The organism is Rufibacter sp. JT3400010 (genome assembly GCF_054956755.1).
This window is the reverse complement of sequence record NZ_JBUDXA010000001.1, coordinates 111,273-133,080: the sequence shown is the minus strand read 5'-3', so window position 1 is coordinate 133,080 and position 21,808 is coordinate 111,273. Positions and strand designations below refer to the sequence as shown.

Genomic DNA, 21,808 nt, shown 5'->3' with positions numbered 1-21,808 from the left:
AGTTTACTTATCTTTTCATCTTCTATGGCGCGGAAGTTACTTCCGTGACTTAAAAAGACAAATTCCAAAGTCACGGAAGTAACTTCCGCGCCATAGTGAAGCTAAGTAATTCGTGGTTCCCGGCGAGTCTGAGACTCGCTTCATCCTTTGTCACGAGACTGAAGTCTCGTGACAGTATGGGAAAGTAGAAAATTCTTACTGCAACAACGCTTCAGCTTTCGCTAATGCGGCATCCAATCCAGCTACTTCTTTTCCGCCGGCAGTAGCGTAGAACGGTTGTCCGCCGCCGCCGCCTTTGATTTCCTTGGCCAGTTCTTTCACCATCTGCACGGCGTTCAGACCTTTGCCGGAAACTACTTCATCTGACAGCATAACGGCTAACTGTGGTTTTCCGTCTACATCTGCGGCCAGTACCAGCACCAGGTTGTCCACCACGCTGCGCAGGTCGAAGGCCAGTTTCTTGAGGTAATCAGCGGAGCTAACGTCTACGCGGGTAGCCAGGAAGTTTACCCCATTTACCTGCTTCACTTCAGATGCCAGTTTTTCTTTCTGGGCGGTCACCTGCTTCAGTTCAAATGCCTCTAATTGTTTGCGAAGTGCGGTATTCTCGTCCTGTAGTTTCTCAATGGCTTTGCCGAATTCCTTCTGCACGCCCAGGAGTTGCTTTACTTCCTCAAATTGGGAAATCTGCTCATCTACGTAATGCTCGGCCACATCGGCGGTTACGGCTTCAATTCTTCGTACGCCCGCGGCTACGGAGCTTTCGCTCAAGATTTTGAAGAAGCCAATATTACCGGTGTTGCCCACGTGTGTACCGCCGCACAACTCAATGGAATAATTTGGATCAAAGGTAATCACGCGCACAAACTCGCCGTACTTCTCGCCAAACAAAGCGGTAGCGCCTAGTTGTTTCGCCTCTTCAATGGGCACATTGCGGCGCTCGTCTTTCTCAATAGATTCCCGAATGCGCTCATTCACAATCTGCTCTACTTCGCGCAACTGCTCCTCGGTTACCTTGGTGAAGTGCGAAAAGTCAAAACGCAGCAGTTTATCACTCACCAAAGAGCCTTTCTGGTTCACGTGGTCGCCCAGCACCTGCTTTAAAGCGGCATGCAGCAAGTGCGTGGCCGAGTGGTTCTTTTTAATCAAAGCGCGGCGTTTGCTGTCTACCTTAGCCGTAAGCGGAGCCTCCAGGTCTTTCGGTAATTCAGAAGTAATGTGCAGAATTAGGTCGTTTTCTTTCTTGGTGTCCAGCACTTTCACGTTGCCAGAGGCGTATTCCAGCATGCCGGTGTCGCCTACCTGTCCGCCGCTTTCGGCGTAAAAAGGCGTGCGGTCCAGCACTACGTGGAATTCCTTTTTATTTTTGGCGGTCACCTGACGGTAACGCACAATTCTGGCTTCCACTGATTCCGCGTCATAAGCGACCCATTCGGTTTCTACGTCTGGTTGCAACACCACCCAGTCGCCCTGCTCGGTTTGCGCGGCGTTGCGGGAACGGTTTTTCTGCTGCTCCATCTCGGTGGTGAAACCGGCCTCGTCAATGGTGAAGCCGTTTTCTTTGGCAATCAGCGCCGTTAAATCCAGTGGGAAGCCGAAGGTGTCATATAATTCAAAGGCGGTTTTCCCGTCAATGGTATTGCCGTTCGCCTTGATGGAGTCTTGTAAGGAATCCAGGCGTTTCAGGCCGTTTTCCAAGGTACGCAGGAACGCGTTTTCCTCTTCCTCAATCACGCGCTGCACAAAGGCTTGCTGCGCTTTCAGTTCAGGGAACACGTTCGCCAGTTGGTCAGCCAATACCGGCACAATGGTGTTCAGTAACGGTCTCTTGAAGTTCAGATAGGTGAAGGCGTACCGCACCGCCCGGCGCAGAATCCGTCTAATCACGTAACCCGCCTTGTTGTTGCTTGGCAACTGTCCATCGGCAATGGTAAAGGAAATCGCCCGAATGTGGTCCGCAATAACGCGGATAGCAATATCGGTTTTCTCGTCTTGGCCGTAAGTGACACCTGCTTCCTGGGCAATGAACTGAATGAGTGGCTGGAAAACGTCAGTGTCATAGTTGGACTGTTTGCCTTGGATAGCCATGCACAAACGCTCGAAGCCCATGCCTGTATCTACGTGTTGCGCAGGGAGTTTCACCAGAGAACCATCGGCTAGTCGGTTGAACTCCATGAACACGTTGTTCCAGATTTCCACCACTTGCGGGTGGTCGTTGTTCACCAGGTCTTTTCCGGGAATTTTGGCCACTTCCTCGTCAGAGCGCAGGTCTACGTGAATCTCGGAGCACGGACCGCAGGGACCGGTATCGCCCATTTCCCAGAAGTTGTCTTTCTTGTTGCCCATCAAGATGCGGTCTTCGGAAATCATGGTCTTCCAGATGTCAAAGGCCTCTTGGTCCATGGGCAGGTTCTCAGAACCGTCGCCCTGGAACACCGAAACGTACAGCCGGTCTTTGGGCAGTTGGTACACTTCGGTCAGCAATTCCCATGACCATCTTAGCGCATCCTGCTTGAAATAATCGCCAAACGACCAGTTGCCCAGCATCTCAAACATGGTGTGGTGGTAGGTGTCATAACCTACTTCCTCCAGGTCATTGTGCTTGCCCGACACGCGCAGACATTTCTGGGTATCTGCCACGCGCGGGCTAGGCGCGGGTTTGTTGCCCAGAAAGTAATCTTTGAACGGTGCCATGCCCGAGTTGGTGAACATGAGCGTAGGATCGTCTTTTACCACAATGGGGGCAGACGGAACAATCTGGTGGCCTTTGGAGGCGAAGAAATCCAGGAACTTCTGACGAATCTCAGCGGAGGTCATGTATCTAAATAATTGCTTTCTGAAACTAGGAGCAAGGGCTTGTTTATGCGAAAGAAAAAGCGAATTTTTGCCTTTTCAGTACGCCCTGCGGTGTTTGCAAAAGTAAGCTTTTTTGGCAAACTGCGGAGGATGTGCCTGCGTTTTACCTCTGTTTTTCAGAAAACAAGGCTAAAAAGAGTTCTGAGTCCTGCGTCTTGAGTCCTGAGTCGGCTGAAGAAAAATCCAGACCCAGAACTCAGAACTCAAGACTCAGAACTCTAAAAAAGTGCCTTACAAAGAACGAGATATAGAAAAGCAGTATTACAGCATTGGCGAAGTGGCGGCTATGTTTGAGGTGGCCCCTTCCCTCATTCGCTTCTGGGAAACCGAGTTTGACATTCTTAAGCCCAAGAAAAACAAGAAAGGGAACAGGCTGTTTTCGCCAAAAGACATTGAAAACCTGCGCTTTGTATACCATTTGGTAAAGGAACGCGGCTATACCATCCAAGGCGCCCGTGAAATGCTGAAAACCCGCGGCGTACAGGCTAAAGAGAAATTTGAAATGATTCAGTCACTGGAAAAGGTGAAAGAATTCTTAATCAGCATCAAAGCGCAGCTTCCCTAAAGGGAAGGGAGTTCTGAGTCCTGAGTCTTGAGTGCTGAGTTAAAAACAAGTATAGTTTTTCTCGTATACTCCAACTCAGGACTCAGAACTCAAGACTCAGAACTACCACACAGTGTCTAAAGATTTACTTTACCAGGTCGCGTTGCCGCTCATTCCCCAGGTAGGTGGGGGAAACGCGCGTACGTTGGTGAAGTTTTTCGGCTCTGCCGAAGCGGTGTTTACGGCGAAGGCCGAGGTGTTAGCCGGAATTCCGCGCATTGGCGACATGCTGGTCCGGAAAATTATGGCACATAGGGCTGCGGCGTTACGGCAAGCCGAAGATGTGATTCTGCGGGCCCAAAAAGAAGACGTGCAGCTTTTGTACTACACCAATCCGCTGTACCCAGACCGACTCCGTGATCTGCCAGATGCCCCGCTCCTTTTGTACTACAAAGGTAACGCCGACCTGAATGCCGCCAAAGCCATCAGTATTGTGGGCACCAGAAAAAGCACGGAGTACGGGCGTGCGGTCACAGACCAGATGGTGCAAAGCCTGGTGCAGCACGAAGCCTTAATCATCAGCGGCCTGGCCTTCGGGATTGACATTCTGGCGCACAGAGCCGCGCTGCGGGAAGGCTTGCCCACCATTGGGGTAATGGCCAACAGTGTGGAAACGGTATACCCCACTGCCCACCAACGCGACGCCGAAAAGATGCTGCAAAATGGCGGCCTGCTTTCAGAGTTCCCCTTCGGGACCAAGCCAGACGCGCCGCGTTTTCCGGCCAGAAACAGAATTATAGCCGGAATGGCAGACTGCACCATTGTAGTGGAATCTACCAGCAAAGGCGGCTCCCTTATTTCTGCTGACATAGCCCACAGCTATGACCGCGAGGTGATGGCTGTTCCGGGTCCTATCACGGCAGAGACGTCGCAAGGCTGCAACCAACTCATCAAAAGCCTCAAAGCCGTACCCTATACCAAACCCAAGGACTTGGAAGAACTCCTGAACTGGGACAAAGCCCTTGCGCCGGCAGGCCTGCCAAAGTTGCCACCGGTTCCCGCTTTAGATTTAAGCGGCTTTCCAGCGGAGGAACAACTGGTGCTTCGGGTGCTGCAACAGGCCGGACCTACGCACATAGACGTGCTCAGTAGGCAAACCCAATTCTCCATGGGCCAACTTTCCTCGGTGCTGTTCACGCTGGAGATGAGTGGGGTCATCAAAGCCATGCCGGGCAAGCAATTCAGCCTAGCGTGAAGACTGACATAGTCTTATTATTTTGTCATACAGCAACTTACCTTCAATTAAGCAAAGTGTTTCTGCTCTACAACGGCCAACTACTCCCGGAAGAAGAACTTCAATTACCGCTCACCAACCGAGCTTTCCAGTACAACGACGGCTTCTTTGAAACCATCATTCTGGATAATAACCGCCTTCGGTTTTGGGAACTCCATCAGGAAAGGATGCGCGAAGCGGCGGCGGTATTACAACTTACTTTGCCGGAAGAACTAGCGGGAGAGTGTTTTGAGCAAAAGGTGAAACAGTTGGCAGCCCTAAATAACTGCGGAACCTTGGCCCGAATAAAACTGAAGGTTTGGCGGGCCGGAGAAGGTTTGTACACTCCTCAAACAGAAGCAGCAGCTTGGCTGCTCACGGCCCACGCCACCCAAGCACCGCCTTCAAGCCCCCTGCATGTTGGAATCTGCCAAACCATACGGACCATTCCCTCAGCGTTTTCTTCTTTTAAGGGCATCAATTCGCCGGTGTACGTGATGGCCAGCAAAGAAAAAGCCGAACGGAACCTGGATGATCTGATTTTACTGGACGTTGAAGGTAATCTAGCGGAGTTAACGTACTCTAACCTCTTCTGGGCGAAAAAACAGACGCTCTACACGCCTTTCCTGGAAACCGGTTGTCTGCACGGCATCATGCGCCGGGCACTTTTTAGCTGGGCAACCCAACAGAACTGGGAAATACGGGAAGGAAAATTCACGCCGGAGGAGTTGCAAGAAGCGGAGATGGTTTTTGCCGGGAATGTGACCGGACTTCGGCCTATAGAACAAGTGGAAGGTAGATCTGTTCCAATAAACGCATCCTTGCTTTCCCAGTTAAAGGCCGAGCTTCAGTTCTAGCGTAAACCACACTTGCTGCTTTTCGCTTCCTTTTACAAAAACAGCCCAAAAGCAGTATACACTTACGCTGCATATTTAATCCAAAAGCTTTCTGGCGCAAGCGTCCGCTTGTGTCCCGTTTTGCAGATCAAATATGCGTACGGACACAAGCGGACGCTTGCGCCAGAACAGAATCTGCCTAGCTAATGATGGAAGGTCCTATAAGCGATTTGGTAGTACTCCTGCGCTGTAGTTGCCTTGCCGGAACAAGCTAATTTCTTTTTTTAAGCCAGTTATGAGAAAATGACGTTTATTTCTTAGCTACGGTGCCGAGTTCGTTCGCCTCCCAGACCCTGATGAAGTTGCCGCCCAGGATTTTCTCGATGTCTTTCTTTTTATAGCCTCGTTCCAGCAAGGCTTTGGTGATCATGGGATAAGTGCTGACATCTTCCAGACCCGTTGGCGCCGAACTGATGCCGTCATAGTCAGAGCCGAGGCCTACGTGGTCTACTCCCGCCAACTTCACTACATGGTCAATATGGTTCAGCAGCACAGAAATAGGCGGATTGATGTCTTTTGATTCCTCGGGATATTTGCTGAAGATGGCTTGACGCAAAGCCAGTCCGTTCACACCTTTGTCTCTTAGCTCCTTTATCTCTGTTTCATGTTTCGCCATGAATGTCTTGATTCTGGTATTGTAGGCACTGTCCAGAAACTCAGAGAAGAAGTTTAGCTGAATAACCCCACCGTTCTTGCCTACGGCTTTGATTTGCTCGTCGTTGAGATTGCGCGGGTGCGGGCAAAGGGCGGCGGCGCAGCTATGCGATACCAGAACAGGTTTGGTAGTGGTGGACAGCACATCCCAGAAAGTCTGCTCGCCCACGTGCGATAAATCAACCAGCATGCCCAGGTCGTTCATGCGCCGTATCACCTGCTTCCCGAAGTCGTTCAGGCCTTTCTTCCCGTTGAAGCCCAAGCCTTTGGTTTCATCGGCGGCCGAGGAAGCCCAGGAGGTGCTGTTGTTCCAGGTGAGGGTTAGATAGCGAGTCCCGCGGCTGTACATGTGGTTGAGGTTGTCCAGGTTATCTTCAATCATGTGTCCCCCTTCTACTCCCGTCAAGGAAGCGATTTTTCCGGCTTTCACGGCTTCGCGCATCTGCGCCGGTGAATATACCATCTGCAATTTATCCGGATTGCGGCGCACGAGGGCCTCCAAAGTATCTATCTGCTGGTTCGCGAAATTGAAAGCCCGGCCTGGACCGTACGTCTCGTCACAGAAAACGGCGAACACCTGCACATCCATCCCGCCCTTCTGCAGTCGGGCTAAATCAGTTTGGGCTTTTCCGCTTAAATCCTGTTCCACTGAAAGCCCTTCCATGATCACCTGGGAGATCACGTCATTGTGCGTATCTACTAATATGGCTTTTTGGTGAAGGCTCTGGTAAGATGTGGTACAGGAAAAAAGAAACCCAAGCGCCGAGGCAGCCAGAACAGAGGAAGAGACTTTCATGTGTGCAGTAAAACTTTGATTTGAATTGCGACTCAGTTTAAACAAAAACCAGGACTTCCCAAAGGGAAGAGTTCTGAGTCTTGCTAGTCCTGAGTTCTGAGTCTTGAGTATAGCGTTTGAATTATCTTGAATTGCCCAACTCTAAGAATTAGTTGCCTTGGCTGATTCAGCATACGTTTTTGAGGCTGTCGCCTCACGGAAGTTAAAAACTTCCGACCATTATGGGTCCAAGTTGCAAACTTGAACCATGTAAGTTAGTCAAACCTCAGTCTGTTCCCTGACAGACCGAAATAAAAGGCCCAAGTCCAGCCGCCACCAAGTTGGTCTGTCAGGGAACAGACCAAGAAAATGTATTTCTCCAAACTCCAAGTTCATCCAAGTCACTTCCCCAACTCAGGACTCAGAACTCAGGACTCAGAACTATCCCATGTATCTTCCTTCAATGTTCTCCATGTACTTCTGACCAGAGCCGGTATTGAGTAAGAAGACGTGCTCGTGGGGTTGCAGCCAGCCTTGTATCATGAGTTTGCGGGCGGCCATCCAAACGGCGGCTCCTTCGGGGGCGACAAACAGCCCTTCTTTTTTCCCGATTTCGCGCACGCCTTCTACCATTTCTTCTTCCGAGATGGCAATGGCGGTTCCGCCCGATTGCTCCAGCACCTGCAGCATGAGTGGTTCTCCCAAGGGACGAGGCACGGCCAAGCCGTTGGCCAGTGTTGGTTTTCCGTTGTAATTCTGGGAATTGGCCTGTAAACCGTTGTACGTGTCTACCAAGGGGCGGCAGTTCTCGGCTTGGACGGCTACCATGCGTGGCAACTGAACGTCTTTCTCCAGCCAGCCCAAAGCAATCATCTCCTGAAAAGCTTTCCAGATGCCAATGAGCCCGGTGCCGCCGCCGGCCGGGTAGAGAATCACGTCAGGAAGTTGCCAGTTGAGTTGTTCGGCAATTTCGTAGCCCATGGTTTTCTTGCCTTCCAGCCGGTAAGGTTCTTTGAGCGTGGAAACATCCAGTAGGTGCTGCTGGTGGTTCAATCGTTTTACTTCGGCGGCGCAGTCATTGATGAGGCCGTCCAGCAGATGGATTTCGGCACCGTACCAGTAACATTCCTCTTTGAAGGCTTTGGGCGTGTGGCGGGGCATGACTACTACGGCGGGCAGATTGGCTTTGGCGCAGTACGCAGCCATGGCAACTCCGGCGTTACCGGCGGTGGGGATGATACAGCCTTCGGCACCCAGTTCCAGGGCTTTGGAGATAGCCATGCTCAGGCCACGGGCTTTGAAAGAGCCGGTGGGGTTCTGCCCTTCGTCTTTCAGGGTCAGGTTCTCAAAACCGTACGCTTTTCCCAGATTCTTCAGCTGAATCAAAGGCGTGAATCCTTCGCCCAGCGACACCTTGAATCTATTATTCAGCACGGGCAAGACTTCCTGGTAGCGCCACATGGTTCCTTCCCTGTTTTGCAGGCTTTCTTTGGAAAATGGCATTGAAACTTCATACTGCGCCAGCAAGGGCATGGCGCAGCAGGTGGAGACAAGCTGCAGCACTTCAAAACTGTGTTCCTGGCCGCATTTGGAACAGGTAAGGACTGTTATCTGACTAAGGTTGGTTTCTACTTGCGTGGGCATACCTGGTAAAATTTACCTCGGCAAGTAGGGCAACAGCTATGACCTATTCAAATAGCGATTGGCAATAGACTATTCCTATTTGGAATACTGGCGCTTCATGAATTGGATGAAGTTCTTGTAGGGAGCGTTGTTCTCGGTGCCTTTCCGCTGAATGAAATTGAAGTTGCGCTGCACCTGTAAATCTATGATGGTCACTTCCACCAATTCGCCGGAGGCTAGTTCCTTGATTACCGCTTGCCGGGGCAGAAAGGCCAGACAGGTATCTACCCGCACGAAATTTTTAAGGGCTTCGGTGCCGCCCAGCCTTACCCGCACCGGTAATTGCGAGAGCTTCACTCCTTTCTGCGCCAAGGCTTCCTCCAAGACCGCCAACGTGCCGGAGCCAGTTTCCCTAATGGCCAAGGGAATCTGGTACAAGTCTTTTACCTCCAGTTCATGCTTTTTCAGCGGATTTCTGGGAGAACAGACCGCAATCACTTCATCCGTCAGGAAAGGCGTGTAGGTAACCTGGCTTACTTTCTTGATGCCTTCAATAATGCCCAAATCAATGTCATGGTCCAGCAAGGCCTTGAGAATGTTCTCGCTGTTCCGGTTTCTCAGGCTTAGTTCTACCTGCGGGAACTGCGTGAGGTACGCAGAGAGCACGGGAGGCAAGACGTACAGGGAAATAGTGGTGCTGGCGCCTAACACCAGTGATATCTGCGGGTGGAATTCCTGGCTCAGGGAAGGCAGTTCCTGGTGCAAATCGTTCTGAATCTGCTGCACGGCTTCCAGTTTCTGGAACAGCAACGTTCCGGCCGGAGTAAGGCTGATGGTGTTGCCGTGCCGTTCAAAAAGCCCGGTTTTGTAGTAGTCTTCCAGCGCTTTAATCTGCTTACTGATAGCCGACTGGCTGATGTACAGAATCTGGCTAGCCTTGGTGAAACTCAATTGCCGGGCCACTTCATAAAAGACGACGTGTTTATGCGAAATCACAAAGAAAACTTAATTTAAAAGTAAGCGAACTCCTTATAATCGCTCCAAGTCAGGGCGCGTTCGTTCATGGTCTGGTCGGTTGCCCGTGTTTAGGGTAGAAGCAGGCTCAAACAACATTACGCTCACCTCCTCTTCGGCCACCGGCCGATGCTCCACGCCTTTGGGCACTACCAGGAACTCTCCTTCGCGCAGTTCCACGGTTTTGTCCCGGAACTCTATTTTCAATTGCCCCTGTACCACCAAAAACAGTTCATCTTCATGGTCATGGTGGTGCCAGACAAACTCGCCTTTGAACTTGGCCAATTTCACGTGCTGGCCGTTCAGTTCACCTACAATTCTGGGGTTCCAATAATCTGAGAACAAGGTCAGTTTCTCGGCTATATTCACTTTCTCCATAGGACTCGTACTAAAGGGTGACCGCGGATGATACACTTGGATAAAGGTCTTCCGCGCTTGCCAAATTAAAGCAATATCTGGCACTCCTACATACAAAAAGCTTCCCCTAAGGAGAAGCTTTTGAATTTATACGAATGTAAAGGTTTAGGCTGGAGTAAGATCAGGCGGGTTCGCCGGTGGTGCTGTCAATGTTTCTGCTTTTGCGCTGTTTTTTCAATTTGTCGGCTAAAACGTAGACATCGCCATATTCCTGGGAGAACTTTTGGGCATCATACAACACCTGGTCAATCTTAGAGGAACTATGTTCAGAATGCGCAGGAGCCAGTTTGTCCCAGAAAATAGCGACAATGGAAAGCAAACAGCCTATGGCCAGGTATGCTAACACCCGAAGCGCGGCTGTGTCACTGTCATCAGAACTGAACGCCAGTACAAAAGTACCCGCAAAGAACCCGATGGCAATCAAAGTAGAGGAGTAGTTTTTTTTCATAAAGTTTGGTTTAGAAGTTTGCTATGCCTCACACTTAAAGTTCTAAAAAATCTTAAATGCTTACCTAAGTATACGAAAGATATTTTGCAATGTTCCTATTTTATCCTCTTATTTTTCAATTCTGTTTAAGGAATTTAAATTTAAGAAGACCATATTTTTATATTCTTTAAAGAAACAGCCTCTGTATTTAGGAGTTACTTTCTGGAAAACTCCCCTAAAACAAACTCGGTTTTTGTACCTTATGGCAGCTTTTGTCTCGTAAACAGGCCTTGAGGCAATACTTTAACTTTTAGGGTGTAGTATTGCTTTAAAATAAGTTAGATGTTTGGCCGGTTAACACGTACCAAAACCACTGTCCTTCTTGTAAAAACAAATCTTGACCTATATGAATATCAGTCATCGCTACCAAGTTTCGCTCGCCTTGCTCACCGACATGTACCAACTGACCATGGCACAAGGGTATTGGCAAAAAGGAATGGCGAAACAGGAAGCGGTTTTTCACCTGTATTTCAGAAATAACCCCTTTAAAGGCGGCTACACCGTATGTGCCGGCTTGTCAGATGCCATAGACCTGCTGCAGAACTTCCAAATCACCCCAGACGACCTCTCCTACCTACGCAGCCTCACCGGTAACCAGGGACAGCGCTTGTTTGAGGACGGCTTTCTGGAGCACCTGGGTAAATTGAAATTCAGCTGTGAGATAGACGCCATCCCCGAGGGAACGGTGGTGTTTCCCAACCAGCCGCTGCTGCGCATCAAAGGCCCTATCCTGCAATGTCAGTTGCTGGAAACCCCTCTGCTGACCATCCTCAACTTCCAGACGCTCATTGCTACCAAGGCAGCCCGCGTGGTAGATGCCGCTCAAGGCGATGCGGTGCTGGAATTTGGCATGCGCCGGGCCCAGGGACCAGATGGGGCGCTTTCAGCGGCCCGAGCGGCTTTTATTGGCGGCGTGGGCGCTACCTCCAACATGCTGGCGGGGCAATTGTTCAATATTCCGGTGAAAGGCACGCACGCCCACAGTTGGGTCATGTCCTTTGACGAAGAACAGGAAGCTTTCTCGGCGTACGCCGATGTGTTTCCCCACGACTCTGTCTTTCTGGTGGATACCTACCACACGCTGGACGGTATCAAAAAAGCCATTGCCGTAGCCAAAAAAATGCGGGAGAACGGCAGTGAACTCAAAGGAATCAGGCTGGACTCTGGCGACTTGGCGTACTTGAGCATTGAGGGACGTAGAATGCTGGATGAGGCAGGTTTCCCCGAGGTTTCCATTCTGGCCAGCAACGACCTTGACGAACACCTCATCCAAAGTTTGAAAATACAGGGAGCCCGCATTGATACCTGGGGAATCGGGACTAAACTGGTGACCGCCTATGACCAACCTGCGCTGGGTGGAGTCTATAAACTGGCCGCGCTTCGGCAAGCCGATGGGGAATGGGAGTATAAACTGAAGCTTTCTGAACAGCTCATTAAAATCTCTACGCCGGGTATTCTGCAGGTCCGCCGGTTCTACAAAGGCAACAACATTGTGGGCGACATGCTCTACTCTGAACCATTAGGCATCAACGAGGCGGCCACCATGGTGCACCCCAACGACCCCACCCAACGGAAAAGCTTTTCCAGAGAATGCACCCACGAAGACCTCTTGGTGCCCGTTTTCCGGGATGGAAAACTAGTCTACACTTCCCCAGATTTACCGGCCATCCAGAAACGCACCAAACAGCAACTCAACCTCCTCCACGAAACTAACCGCCGCTTCCTTAATCCGCACACCTACAAAGTAGGTCTGGAAGAACAACTGCACGACAAGAAAATGGCGTTGATAATGGAGCTCAGAAAAAACGCCCAAAACAGAGAAGAATAAATGCTTTCTCGTATTTAGAGCTTGTTTTAGCTAAAACAGGCTCTAAACACGGGTATTATAGACCATCTAATTTGTAGCACGCAATTCGTTCCCTTTAAAGGGGGAGGGATTGCGTGAGAATTCACGAATACAAACTATTGGAGCAGACTGTGGCTTTGGATGAATTGACCACCTTTGGCCATAATTGCAGTTTTCATCTTTTCAAAGCCTTCGGCGTTGATGGCACGAGTGGCATCTTCAATGAAATAAGTACGGAATCCTTCCTGCAAAGCATCTAGTGCCGTGAATGCGACACAGAAATCGGCGGCGAGACCAACCAGGTACACGTCTGTTACACCTTTCCCTTTCAGGTACTCGGCCAAGGCGGTGGATTTAAGGTGCCCGTTGTCATAGAAACCGCTGTAAGAATCAATCTCGGGATTGGTTCCTTTCCGGAAGATGGCCTCTACCCTTTTCATATCCAGTTCAGGCGAGAACTCGGCCCCGGCCGAACCCTGAATGCAATGGTCGGGCCAAAGCACCTGGTCCAAGCCATTCAGTTGAGTGGTTCCAAATACCTGCTTTCCTTTATGTTGGGAAGCAAAGCTTTTGTGCTGGGCCGGGTGCCAGTCTTGGGTGGCTACCACCAAGTCAAACCGGGGCTGTAAGGCGTTCACTAAGGGCAGAATGGTATCTCCCTCGGGCACCGCCAAAGCGCCGCCGGGTATAAAATCATTCTGGATATCAATTAAGAGAAGGGCTTTCATAGGCTTTTTACAGTTCAAATTACTTGGCGCTAACCAATGCACGCAGTTGCGGCAACAACTGGTAAAGGTCCTCGCCCGGACAGGCGGTGGCGGCATTGTCTTTGTGCCCGGAGATATTATCGGCAGAAATCTTCCAGCGTTTGGTAATGGCTAACGTGAGTTGTTCCAGGCTTTTCCGTTGCGCTTCAGTGACCTTCTCCGTCTGGAAATTACCTTCCAATACAATCAGGGCATGCCCCGTGGGATCATACGAGGTATTGGAATCTCCTACAAACTGGAGCGGACGACCTTCGCCAATCTGGCCTCTTACATCAATGTAGAAATGGTACGGAATATCAGCCCAGGGTTCTTTCACACGCCCATCAGAAAGAGAGCTACGCTCTATGGAGAATTTCTGCAAAGCTTTGAGTTTTTCTTCCAGAGTGCGGTTCAGGTTCTGGTTAGTGGCCGTGTGGTGGATGGTGATTTTCTGCGGCACATGGGTTTTCAGGGGCAATACCGGCGCCACGGCTCCCCACTGGGCACGGGTCACAATGGGAATTCCTTTGGGCAAAGAAACTTCTTTGGAAGAGCGGCACGCGCTCATGAACGTGAACAACAGCAGCAAGGGCAGAACTAATTTTGGCAGGTATACAGGACGCATGTGCAAAGAGTGAGGTACGTTGGAAAATATTCTTTAGTAGCTGAAGTCTGTATTCAGGCGCTTTTTGTAAAAACACCACTAAAACAGCAGGGCCTATGCTCTGATCTGGCCATCTCCCCTGACCACCCATTTGTAGCTGGTGAGTTCTTCCAAACCCATAGGTCCGCGGGCATGAAGTTTCTGGGTACTGATGCCTATCTCGGCCCCTAACCCGAACTGCCCGCCGTCTGTAAAAGCGGTGGAGGTGTTGGCGTACACGGCGGCGGCATCTACCCGGTTCAGGAAAGTCTCCGTTGCCTGGGCATCTTCGGCAATGATGGCTTCACTATGTTTGGAACTGTACCGGGCAATGTGTTCCAGGGCTGCATCAAGGTTAGGGACGGCTTTTACGGCCATTCTCAGTGACAGAAACTCGGTGCCGAAATGTTCTTCCTGGGCCAGGTGCAACAAAGAACGGGGGTACGATTGCTCCAACGCGGCGTAAGCAAAAAGGTCAGCGTAGAGTTCAACCTGATGCGGGGCCAGGGGCGAGAGCAAAGCCGCTAAATCTGCCAACCGGTCTTCGTGCACCAGCAGACAGTCCAAGGCATTACAGACACTCACCCGCCGGGTTTTCGCGTTTAAAATGATGTTCTGGCCTTTCTCCACCTCTCCCGAGGCATCAAAGTAGGTATGCACAATACCCGCACCGGTTTCAATAACCGGTACTTTGGCGTGATGCCGCACATAGTCAATCAAGGCCTGGCTGCCTCTGGGAATGAGCACATCTACGTAACCAATGGCTTGCAAAAGAGCTTCGGTGGCTTCCCGTTTGGCCGGTAGCAGGGTCGCCAGGTTCTGGTCCAGCCCATGTCTTTCCAGGACTCTATGAATCAAGTACACGATGGCCCGGTTAGAACAATCGGCATCGCTGCCGCCTTTCAGCAGACAGGCATTACCCGTTTTCAGGCAGAGGGCAAAGACATCAAACGTCACATTAGGGCGCGCTTCATAGATAATACCCACCACTCCCAACGGCACCCGCACCTTTGAAATTTGTAAACCGTTTTCCAGCTCTTTCTGCAAAAGCACCTCGCCCAAGGGCGATGTGAGCGTAGCCACCTTTTCTAAATCAAGCGCTATGTCCTGGAGCCGTGATTCCGTGAGTTGCAGCCGGTCATACTTGGGATCATCAGGTGACATACGGGCCAGGTCTTTCTGGTTTTCAGTGAGTAGAAAGTCCTTCTGCCTGGCAATTTCTGAGGCTACGTCTTGTATTACCGCATTCACCAGATCTGGGGCAAGTACGCCCAAGCCCCGGCTGGCCAACTGTGTTTTCCTGAATAAATCTACGTATTCCATTGTATAGCATCTGGAAGAGTTCTGTCAGGATAATGCCTTATCCCGAAGCGTTTTACACGTGTTTTGGTTATTTTGAGCTAAAAGCAGGAAAGCTAGGCCAGATCCTGAGAAATAAACAGGTAATTATAGTGAACCAGTGGTTTCTGCTTCTGCTGACCCAAGCGCTCCAGCGCTTTCTCTGAGCCATATTCGGCTATGCCGAAACCGATCTGGTGGTTCTGCTCATCTACCAGTTTCACAATGTCTCCTTTCTGAAAACCGCCTTCAATTTGCACCACTCCTACGGGCAGCAGGCTTTTGGCACTCTGGGAGCCGCACAACGCATCCTTTGCTCCTTCATTAATATGCACCACGCCTTTGGCGAAGGTCCCCGAGTGGGCCACCCACTTCTTCTTGCCCGATGCCGATTTATCAGGTAAAAACCGGGTGTTCTCCAGTTCACCTTTCAGCAGTTTCAAAAGCACATTTTCTGTTTTGCCGTTAGCGATGTGTACCGAGATGCCCAACTGCGCCACTTTACGAGCCATGTGGCATTTGGTAATCATGCCGCCCCGGCCAAACTGCGACCGCTGCGTAGTGACAAACGAGGAAAAACCGGTGGTAGAAGCGTCTATCTCTTTGATGAGCGTACTGGAAGGGTCTTTGGGGTCGCCGTTGTAGATGCCGTTCACGTTGCTGAGAATCAGAAGGGCATCGGCATTGAGCATGGAGGCGATGAGTCCGGCCAACTCGTCATTGTCGGTGAACATCAGTTCGGTGACCGAAATCACGTCGTTTTCATTGACTACCGGAATCACGTTGTTTTGCAGCAGTACCTGAAAACAGTTCTTCATGTTGAGGTAATGCCCCCGGTCCCGGAAATCTTCTTTGGTGACCAACACCTGGGCGCAAACCAGTTGGTGCTGGCTGAACAGGTTGGCGTAGGTATTGATGAGTTTCACTTGGCCCACCGAAGCCAGCAACTGCCGGGAACTGACCGCATCGGTTTTCTCAGGCACCCCAATAAGACTTCTCCCCGACGCCACCGCGCCCGAGGACACCACAATAACTTCTTTCCCCTCCTTCTTTAAGGCTGAAATCTGCTCCACCAGATGCTGCATGCGCGCTTCATCTGGCATGCCGTTATCCTGCGTGAGCACATTAGAGCCAATCTTGACAATGATCCGTTTATAGCTGAATGCCATGGTTACTTTCTCTTGAGAAAAAGTAATTTTAAAGGATTCTGCGCATTTCCCCTATATTTTTCAACTATTTCGTTCAAACGAAGGAAAATTGGAAGAAGGAAAGGCAACTTAACTTACCGCTTGAATTTAAAAGAGAATTTCAGATACTGAACAAGGCGGTCTATTTTAAGACATCGGGGCAATCCCTGGTGGTTGCCCTCTGCGCTAAGAAACGCAAAGGGCAACCACCAGGGATTGCCCCGACCATCGGCATGTTTTACAAGCGTTTATTTACTTCTGCTTAAAGCCTTGAATGAAGTTTCGGGTGAAATCTGACAGCACCAGCGTACCGCTAATGCCCGCCCGTTCCACCAGCAATTTGTCCCAATGTTCAGTTCCTTGCCAGAAAACTTCTTTCAGCGCCGTCAATGCGGCTGGGTTGTAGGAGGCTAACTTCTGGGCTAACGCCAACACGGCCGCATCCATTTTCTCCACCGTTTCATACACCTCGGCATACAAGCCTTTCTCCTTCGCCCAAGCGGCCGATCTGAACTCAGTGGCATCCAGCGCCAGTTGCGAGAACGCAGACAACCCAATCTTCCGCTCTACCGCCGGGCCCACCACAAACGGACCGATGCCTACGGCAATCTCACTCAATTTTACCGCCGCGTGCTGCGTCGCGAAGCAATAATCCGTAGCGGCGGCCACGCCCACACCACCACCAATGGCTTTCCCCTGCACCCGCCCAATGATGATTTTACCACACGTACGGCAAGCATTAATCACCTTAGCAAACCCCGAAAAGAACTCCAGCCCCTGTTCTTTGCTCTGAATGGAGATCAGTTCATCAAAAGAAGCCCCGGCGCAGAACGTCCGCTCACCCTCGCTCCTGAGCACAATCACTTTTACCCGCTCGTCTTGCCCAGCTTCTGTAATAGTTTGACCAAACTGGTTTAAAATCGCTCCCGGCAGTGAGTTATGAGATGGATGAAAAAATGTGATAGTTCCTATTCCGGCTTCGTCAATGGAAAGGTTTACGTGGCCTGTTTCAGTCATTTTTTTCTTTATTGATTTTTATGCTTACTTAAAACTGGCGCGAGTCTCCAGACCCGTGCCTATGGATGAAGGATAGTCTCTGACTATCCTCGCTGCTCCAGCAGCGATCTCACGCATTGCGTAACTGCACCTCTTACCTTTCCCGGCGAGTCTGGAGACTCGCAACATCCCATTTCACGAGACTGGAGTCTCGCGCCAGAAAGAGGATTATGTTTCTGCACTGTTTTTCAATTAATAGATTCAAAACGAACCAAACTATGGCACGGATTTATTGTAAAGCTGAATCATATAAAATAAGCTCAAATCAAAAATCATCCATTGAACCACAATCATCTTCACATCTTCACATCTTCAAATCTCCACATCAACTCTGATCCCGCTTCTTCACCATGGTCATGATGGTGGCGATGGCTACGGTTTCGCCGGTTTCATCGGTTACATCTACCAGCCACTTCACAATGCCTTTGGCGACGTCTTCTTCGCTGCGTTTCTCCTGGGCTACTTTTTCTTTGACCGTCAGCTTCACCCCGATGGTCATGCCGGGGTACACGGGTTTGGTGAAGCGGCAGTTCTCCAGACCATAGTTCAGCAACACAGGGCCTTTTTTTGGGTCCACAAACATACCGGCGGCTTTGGAGAGAATGTAATAGCCGTGGGCCACGCGGCCGGTGAACAAGGTGCCTTCCAACGATGTGGCGTCTACGTGCGCGTAGAAATGGTCGCCGGAGACGTTGGCGAAGTTAGTGATATCGGCTTCGGTGACGGTGTGGCGGTGCGTCACCCAAGTCTCTGAGATTTCCAGCTCCTCAAAATGCTTCCGGAACGGGTGTACGTCTAGTTCTATCTGCTGTGCGCCTTGCTGATACACGCCCGTAATGGCGGTAATCATAGTAGGCGAACCTTGTATGGCGGTCCGCTGCATAAAGTGCTTTACGCCTCTGATGCCACCCATTTCCTCACCGCCGCCTGCTCGGCCCGGACCTCCGTGCGTGAGCATGGGCATGGGCGAACCGTGGCCGGTGCTTTCTTTGGCGCAGGCATTGTCCAGCACCAGAATACGGCCGTGGTGCGTGGCGGCGCCAATGGCAAATTCCTGGGCAATGGCGGGATCAGCGGTGGCGATGGAAGACACCAGCGAGCCTTTGCCCAATTTGGTGAGTTCAATGGCTTCGTCCAGATGTTGGTAGGGCATGATGGTAGCCACCGGCCCGAAAGCCTCTACTTCATGCGTGTCTCTCAGGCGGAAAGGCTCAGGATTCAGCATGACTATGGGCGAGATAAAGGCTCCTTTTTCGGCATCGGCACCAATCAGATTCACCTTTTCCAGGTCGCCGTAGATGATGGGGGTCTGTTTGGCGAGTTCTTTCACCTGCTCCCGTAGCTTCTTCAACTGCTCCCTTCCCACTAACGCACCCATGCGCACTCCTTCCGCCTGCGGATCACCGATGGCGGTTTTGGAAAGCTCCCGGCCCAGCGCAATCTGCACGTCCTCCACCAATTTCTCCGGCACAATGGCGCGCCGAATGGCGGTACATTTCTGCCCGGCCTTAGCCGTTATTTCCTTGCGTATTTCTTTGATGAACAGGTCAAACTCCGGCGTGCCGGGTACCGCGTCTTCGCCCAGCACAGAGCTATTCAGAGAATCAGCTTCCATGGTAAACGGCACCGCTTCCTGGATGAGCCGCGGATGGGCTTTCAGCAACCTTCCGGTATGCGCCGAGCCGGTGAACGTGACCACGTCCTGGTACGTGAGGTGGTCCAGAATGCCTTCACCGGTACCCGTGACTAACTGCAACGCTCCCTCGGGCAGTAGCTTGGAGTTGATGATCTCGCGCACCACGGCCTCCGTGAGAAACGCTGTAATCGGCGCTGGTTTCACGATGGCGGGCATACCGGCCAGCAGGTTCACAGCAATCTTCTCCAACATGCCCCACACCGGGAAATTGTAGGCATTGATGTGCACGGCCACGCCTTCTTTGGGAACCAGAATATGGTGCCCCATGAACGTGCCGCCCTTTGATAACCCGATGGGTTCATCTTCCACGTAGTACGGCTTGTCTGGGAACTGCTTGCGCAGAGATGCATAAGCAAACAGGTTGCCTATGCCGCCTTCAATGTCCACCCAACTATCTGCGCGGGTGGCTCCGGTGCGGTAACTGAGTTTGTAGAAGTCTTCTTTTCTTTCCGTCAGGTGCAGCGCCAGCGCTTTGAGCATACGCCCCCGCTCCTGAAATGTCATCTTCCGGAGGGCTTTGTTTCCCTTCTCCCGGCCGTATTCCAGCATGGCCTCAAAGTCTAACCCGCCGCTAAAGCCGGTATAAATGAGCTCACCGGTGACGGCGTCCAAAATCTCGCTTTCTTTTCCAGAACCAGGCGTCCATTGGCCCATGGCATAATTCTGCAATACTGCGGTCATATTTTTAGTTGTTAGTTTCTGGTTGTTAGTCTTTAATGTGCAGAAAAGTAGAGTTTGGTTGAAGTGCGTTTTGAAGCCGATTTTCAAAAAACAGGCTCTAAAAGTAGTTCTCTACTCGCCTTTCCGTTCGTTCCAGGTCTGGTAACTGGTGTTCTGCTTCTTTCGGTTCGCTGGTACATCGCGCAGCGGTTCACAGGGCTTCAGGGTCGCATAGCAATCAGCTGGAAGTTGCATGTAAATCTGGGTGCCTTCGGTTTTCCAGTTCAGCATTTCGTCGCTTACCTGCTTCACAATCTTATGCGGATTGCCTACCACTACACTGCGGGGCGGAATCTTCTCATCAGCGCGTACAAAGCAGAGCGCACCCACCACGCTTTCTTCGCCAATCTCTACACGGTCCATGATGACGGCGTTCATGCCCACCAACACATTCCTGCCTATAGTAGCGCCGTGAACTATGGCTCCGTGCCCGATGTGCGCCATTTCCTTCAGGTGCACCGTGGTGCCTGGAAACATGTGAAGGGTGCAGTTCTCCTGCACGTTGCAATTATCCTCAATGATGATTTCGCCCCAGTCACCCCTGATAGCCGCACCGGGACCCACATACACGTTCTTCCCGATGATGACATTGCCCGTGACCGTAGCCTGCGGATGCACAAAAGCGCTCTCATGCACCACCGGAACATACCCGTTGAACTCGTAAATCATACCCGCTCAATAATTACCGCGTACCCTTGCCCCACGCCCACGCACATGGTCACCAAGGCGTAGCGTTTTTGTTGCCGTTGCAATTCCAGCGCGGCGGCGTTCAGGATTCTGGCGCCGCTAATGCCCAGTGGGTGCCCCAACGCAATTGCGCCACCGTTGGGATTGATGCGGGAATCATGGTCGTCAATGCCCAGACCGCGCGTGCAAGCCAAGACCTGTGAGGCGAAGGCTTCGTTTATTTCAATCAGGTCGATGTCTTTTAGGGAGAGTCCAGCCCTTTTAAGCGCCATCTGAGTGGCGGGCACCGGCCCGAAGCCCATGTACTTGGGTTCTACGCCGGCGGCACCCATGGCCACGAAGCGGGCTTTGGGTGTGAGATTGTATTGTTTCAGGCCTTCTTCAGACGCCAATAAAAGCGCAGCGGCCCCGTCATTCAACCCAGAGGCGTTGCCGGCCGTCACGGTGCCTTCCTTGTGGAAAGCTGGTTTCAGCTTGGCCAGTACTTCCAGGGTGGTAGTTGGTTTCAGAAACTCATCCTGGGCAAACACCTTGGGTTCACCTTTCTTCTGCGGAATGTTCACCGGCACAATTTCCTGCGCTAGAATTCCATTCTCCTGTGCTTTGGCCGCTTTTTGCTGCGACCACACGGCAAACGCGTCCTGGTCTTCGCGGGTGATGCCTTCGCGCCGGGCTAGATTTTCAGCGGTCTCGCCCATGCCATCGGTCCCGAATACCTCATGCATCTTCGGGTTCACGAAGCGCCAACCGAAGCTGGAGTCAAACATCTGAGCATCTCTCCCGAACGGCGTACTGGTTTTGGAAATAACCCACGGACCGCGCGTCATGTTCTCCAATCCGCCAGCCACGTACAGGTCACCGTCGCCGCACTGAATTCCCCGAGCTGCCGCCACTGCCGCCGACAACCCGGAGGCACAAAGGCGATTAACCGTTTCACCCGGCACCGAAAAAGGCAAACCCGCCAGCAACAGCGACATACGCGCCACGTTGCGGTTGTCTTCCCCGGCCTGGTTGGCGCAGCCCATGATGACCTCGGCAATAGCCGCAGGGTCAGCCGATGGATTGCGTTTCATCAATTCCTGAATCACCAGGGCACCTAAATCATCTGGCCGTACAGTGGCTAATGCCCCGCCAAAGTTCCCGATGGGCGTCCGGATGCCGTCCACTAGATATGCTTGCTTCATTTTATCTTTATTATCTGGTTGAACCAGCGTCAAATCTTAAATTCATACTCGCTCGCCTCTGGCGAGTGTGGGCTACCTGCGGCCTCTGGCCGCTTCTCAGCTCTTTCTAAATAAACGCCCTCTATGCGGCGGGACGCCACACGTAGCTCACACTCGCCAGAGGCGA

18 protein-coding genes are annotated in these 21,808 nt (G+C 51.5%); 4 read left to right on the top strand and 14 right to left on the bottom strand.

What is annotated here, in order from left to right; all coding sequences use genetic code 11:
- Positions 1 to 195 precede the first annotated feature (195 nt).
- A complete protein-coding gene (gene alaS, locus ACY0JR_RS00530) occupies positions 196 to 2,817 on the bottom strand; it encodes an alanine--tRNA ligase (protein ID WP_462631834.1) in 2,622 nt (873 codons plus the stop codon).
- Between the two features lie 265 nt (positions 2,818 to 3,082).
- Between alaS and ACY0JR_RS00525 the strand changes: the two genes are divergently transcribed.
- The 3 genes from ACY0JR_RS00525 to ACY0JR_RS00515 all read left to right on the top strand — a co-directional run bounded on the left by ACY0JR_RS00525 (position 3,083) and on the right by ACY0JR_RS00515 (position 5,530).
- Positions 3,083 to 3,421, top strand: a complete 339-nt coding sequence (locus tag ACY0JR_RS00525) for a MerR family transcriptional regulator (protein WP_462631833.1) — start codon at positions 3,083 to 3,085, stop codon at positions 3,419 to 3,421.
- A 112-nt stretch (positions 3,422 to 3,533) separates the two neighbouring features.
- Entirely contained in the window at positions 3,534 to 4,655 is a 1,122-nt protein-coding gene (gene dprA / locus ACY0JR_RS00520; protein ID WP_462631832.1) for a DNA-processing protein DprA, read from the top strand.
- A gap of 56 nt (positions 4,656 to 4,711) precedes the next feature.
- Positions 4,712 to 5,530 (top strand): aminotransferase class IV, encoded by an 819-nt coding sequence (locus ACY0JR_RS00515; RefSeq protein ID WP_462631831.1) that lies wholly within the window; start codon positions 4,712 to 4,714, stop codon positions 5,528 to 5,530.
- Positions 5,531 to 5,819: 289 nt separating this feature from the next.
- On the opposite strand, the gene ACY0JR_RS00510 is transcribed toward ACY0JR_RS00515, so the two are convergent.
- The 5 genes from ACY0JR_RS00510 to ACY0JR_RS00490 all read right to left on the bottom strand — a co-directional run bounded on the left by ACY0JR_RS00510 (position 5,820) and on the right by ACY0JR_RS00490 (position 10,500).
- Positions 5,820 to 7,019, bottom strand: coding sequence for a dipeptidase (locus ACY0JR_RS00510; protein ID WP_462631830.1), 1,200 nt, complete (start codon positions 7,017 to 7,019; stop codon positions 5,820 to 5,822).
- Between the two features lie 420 nt (positions 7,020 to 7,439).
- The gene (locus ACY0JR_RS00505; protein WP_462631829.1) at positions 7,440 to 8,642 is read right to left on the bottom strand and encodes a threonine synthase; all 1,203 of its coding nucleotides are present in this window, start codon (positions 8,640 to 8,642) and stop codon (positions 7,440 to 7,442) included.
- Between the two features lie 75 nt (positions 8,643 to 8,717).
- Positions 8,718 to 9,617, bottom strand: coding sequence for a LysR family transcriptional regulator (locus tag ACY0JR_RS00500; RefSeq protein WP_462631828.1), 900 nt, complete (start codon positions 9,615 to 9,617; stop codon positions 8,718 to 8,720).
- Between the two features lie 33 nt (positions 9,618 to 9,650).
- Positions 9,651 to 10,013: a cupin domain-containing protein gene (locus ACY0JR_RS00495; RefSeq protein ID WP_462631827.1), complete on the bottom strand. Its 363-nt coding sequence runs from the start codon at positions 10,011 to 10,013 to the stop codon at positions 9,651 to 9,653.
- A 160-nt stretch (positions 10,014 to 10,173) separates the two neighbouring features.
- Complete coding sequence (locus ACY0JR_RS00490; protein ID WP_462631826.1) at positions 10,174 to 10,500, bottom strand: hypothetical protein; 327 nt, start codon at positions 10,498 to 10,500, stop codon at positions 10,174 to 10,176.
- Between the two features lie 385 nt (positions 10,501 to 10,885).
- Between ACY0JR_RS00490 and ACY0JR_RS00485 the strand changes: the two genes are divergently transcribed.
- Entirely contained in the window at positions 10,886 to 12,367 is a 1,482-nt protein-coding gene (locus ACY0JR_RS00485) for a nicotinate phosphoribosyltransferase (RefSeq protein ID WP_462631825.1), read from the top strand.
- Between the two features lie 134 nt (positions 12,368 to 12,501).
- Here the strand turns inward: ACY0JR_RS00485 and pncA are convergent, their stop codons facing one another.
- The 8 genes from pncA to pcaF all read right to left on the bottom strand — a co-directional run bounded on the left by pncA (position 12,502) and on the right by pcaF (position 21,642).
- On the bottom strand, positions 12,502 to 13,113 hold the full coding sequence (pncA, locus tag ACY0JR_RS00480) for a bifunctional nicotinamidase/pyrazinamidase (protein WP_462631824.1): 612 nt from the start codon (positions 13,111 to 13,113) through the stop codon (positions 12,502 to 12,504).
- Positions 13,114 to 13,132: 19 nt separating this feature from the next.
- Entirely contained in the window at positions 13,133 to 13,756 is a 624-nt protein-coding gene (locus ACY0JR_RS00475; RefSeq protein WP_462631823.1) for a peptidoglycan recognition protein family protein, read from the bottom strand.
- Between the two features lie 93 nt (positions 13,757 to 13,849).
- Positions 13,850 to 15,097 (bottom strand): glutamate-5-semialdehyde dehydrogenase, encoded by a 1,248-nt coding sequence (locus ACY0JR_RS00470; RefSeq protein ID WP_462631822.1) that lies wholly within the window; start codon positions 15,095 to 15,097, stop codon positions 13,850 to 13,852.
- A 92-nt stretch (positions 15,098 to 15,189) separates the two neighbouring features.
- On the bottom strand, positions 15,190 to 16,281 hold the full coding sequence (gene proB / locus ACY0JR_RS00465) for a glutamate 5-kinase (protein ID WP_462631821.1): 1,092 nt from the start codon (positions 16,279 to 16,281) through the stop codon (positions 15,190 to 15,192).
- 270 nt (positions 16,282 to 16,551) lie between these two features.
- Entirely contained in the window at positions 16,552 to 17,316 is a 765-nt protein-coding gene (locus ACY0JR_RS00460; protein ID WP_462631820.1) for an enoyl-CoA hydratase/isomerase family protein, read from the bottom strand.
- A 364-nt stretch (positions 17,317 to 17,680) separates the two neighbouring features.
- Entirely contained in the window at positions 17,681 to 19,732 is a 2,052-nt protein-coding gene (paaZ, locus tag ACY0JR_RS00455) for a phenylacetic acid degradation bifunctional protein PaaZ (protein ID WP_462631819.1), read from the bottom strand.
- 111 nt (positions 19,733 to 19,843) lie between these two features.
- Entirely contained in the window at positions 19,844 to 20,440 is a 597-nt protein-coding gene (locus ACY0JR_RS00450) for an acyltransferase (RefSeq protein ID WP_462631818.1), read from the bottom strand.
- Positions 20,437 to 21,642 (bottom strand): 3-oxoadipyl-CoA thiolase, encoded by a 1,206-nt coding sequence (gene pcaF / locus ACY0JR_RS00445; RefSeq protein WP_462631817.1) that lies wholly within the window; start codon positions 21,640 to 21,642, stop codon positions 20,437 to 20,439. The genes ACY0JR_RS00450 and pcaF overlap by 4 nt, the downstream gene beginning before the upstream one ends.
- Positions 21,643 to 21,808: the final 166 nt, after the last annotated feature.

Excerpts from the sequence above, each read along its gene's own strand:
- alaS (WP_462631834.1), bottom strand. The coding sequence starts at position 2,817 with ATGACCTCCGCTGAGATTCGTCAGAAGTTCCTGGATTTCTTCGCCTCC.
- ACY0JR_RS00510 (WP_462631830.1), bottom strand. The coding sequence starts at position 7,019 with ATGAAAGTCTCTTCCTCTGTTCTGGCTGCCTCGGCGCTTGGGTTTCTT.
- ACY0JR_RS00505 (WP_462631829.1), bottom strand. The coding sequence starts at position 8,642 with ATGCCCACGCAAGTAGAAACCAACCTTAGTCAGATAACAGTCCTTACC.
- ACY0JR_RS00495 (WP_462631827.1), bottom strand. The coding sequence starts at position 10,013 with ATGGAGAAAGTGAATATAGCCGAGAAACTGACCTTGTTCTCAGATTAT.
- ACY0JR_RS00490 (WP_462631826.1), bottom strand. The coding sequence starts at position 10,500 with ATGAAAAAAAACTACTCCTCTACTTTGATTGCCATCGGGTTCTTTGCG.
- ACY0JR_RS00485 (WP_462631825.1), top strand. The coding sequence starts at position 10,886 with ATGAATATCAGTCATCGCTACCAAGTTTCGCTCGCCTTGCTCACCGAC.
- pncA (WP_462631824.1), bottom strand. The coding sequence starts at position 13,113 with ATGAAAGCCCTTCTCTTAATTGATATCCAGAATGATTTTATACCCGGC.
- ACY0JR_RS00475 (WP_462631823.1), bottom strand. The coding sequence starts at position 13,756 with ATGCGTCCTGTATACCTGCCAAAATTAGTTCTGCCCTTGCTGCTGTTG.
- ACY0JR_RS00470 (WP_462631822.1), bottom strand. The coding sequence starts at position 15,097 with ATGGAATACGTAGATTTATTCAGGAAAACACAGTTGGCCAGCCGGGGC.
- proB (WP_462631821.1), bottom strand. The coding sequence starts at position 16,281 with ATGGCATTCAGCTATAAACGGATCATTGTCAAGATTGGCTCTAATGTG.
- ACY0JR_RS00460 (WP_462631820.1), bottom strand. The coding sequence starts at position 17,316 with ATGACTGAAACAGGCCACGTAAACCTTTCCATTGACGAAGCCGGAATA.
- paaZ (WP_462631819.1), bottom strand. The coding sequence starts at position 19,732 with ATGACCGCAGTATTGCAGAATTATGCCATGGGCCAATGGACGCCTGGT.
- ACY0JR_RS00450 (WP_462631818.1), bottom strand. The coding sequence starts at position 20,440 with ATGATTTACGAGTTCAACGGGTATGTTCCGGTGGTGCATGAGAGCGCT.
- pcaF (WP_462631817.1), bottom strand. The coding sequence starts at position 21,642 with ATGAAGCAAGCATATCTAGTGGACGGCATCCGGACGCCCATCGGGAAC.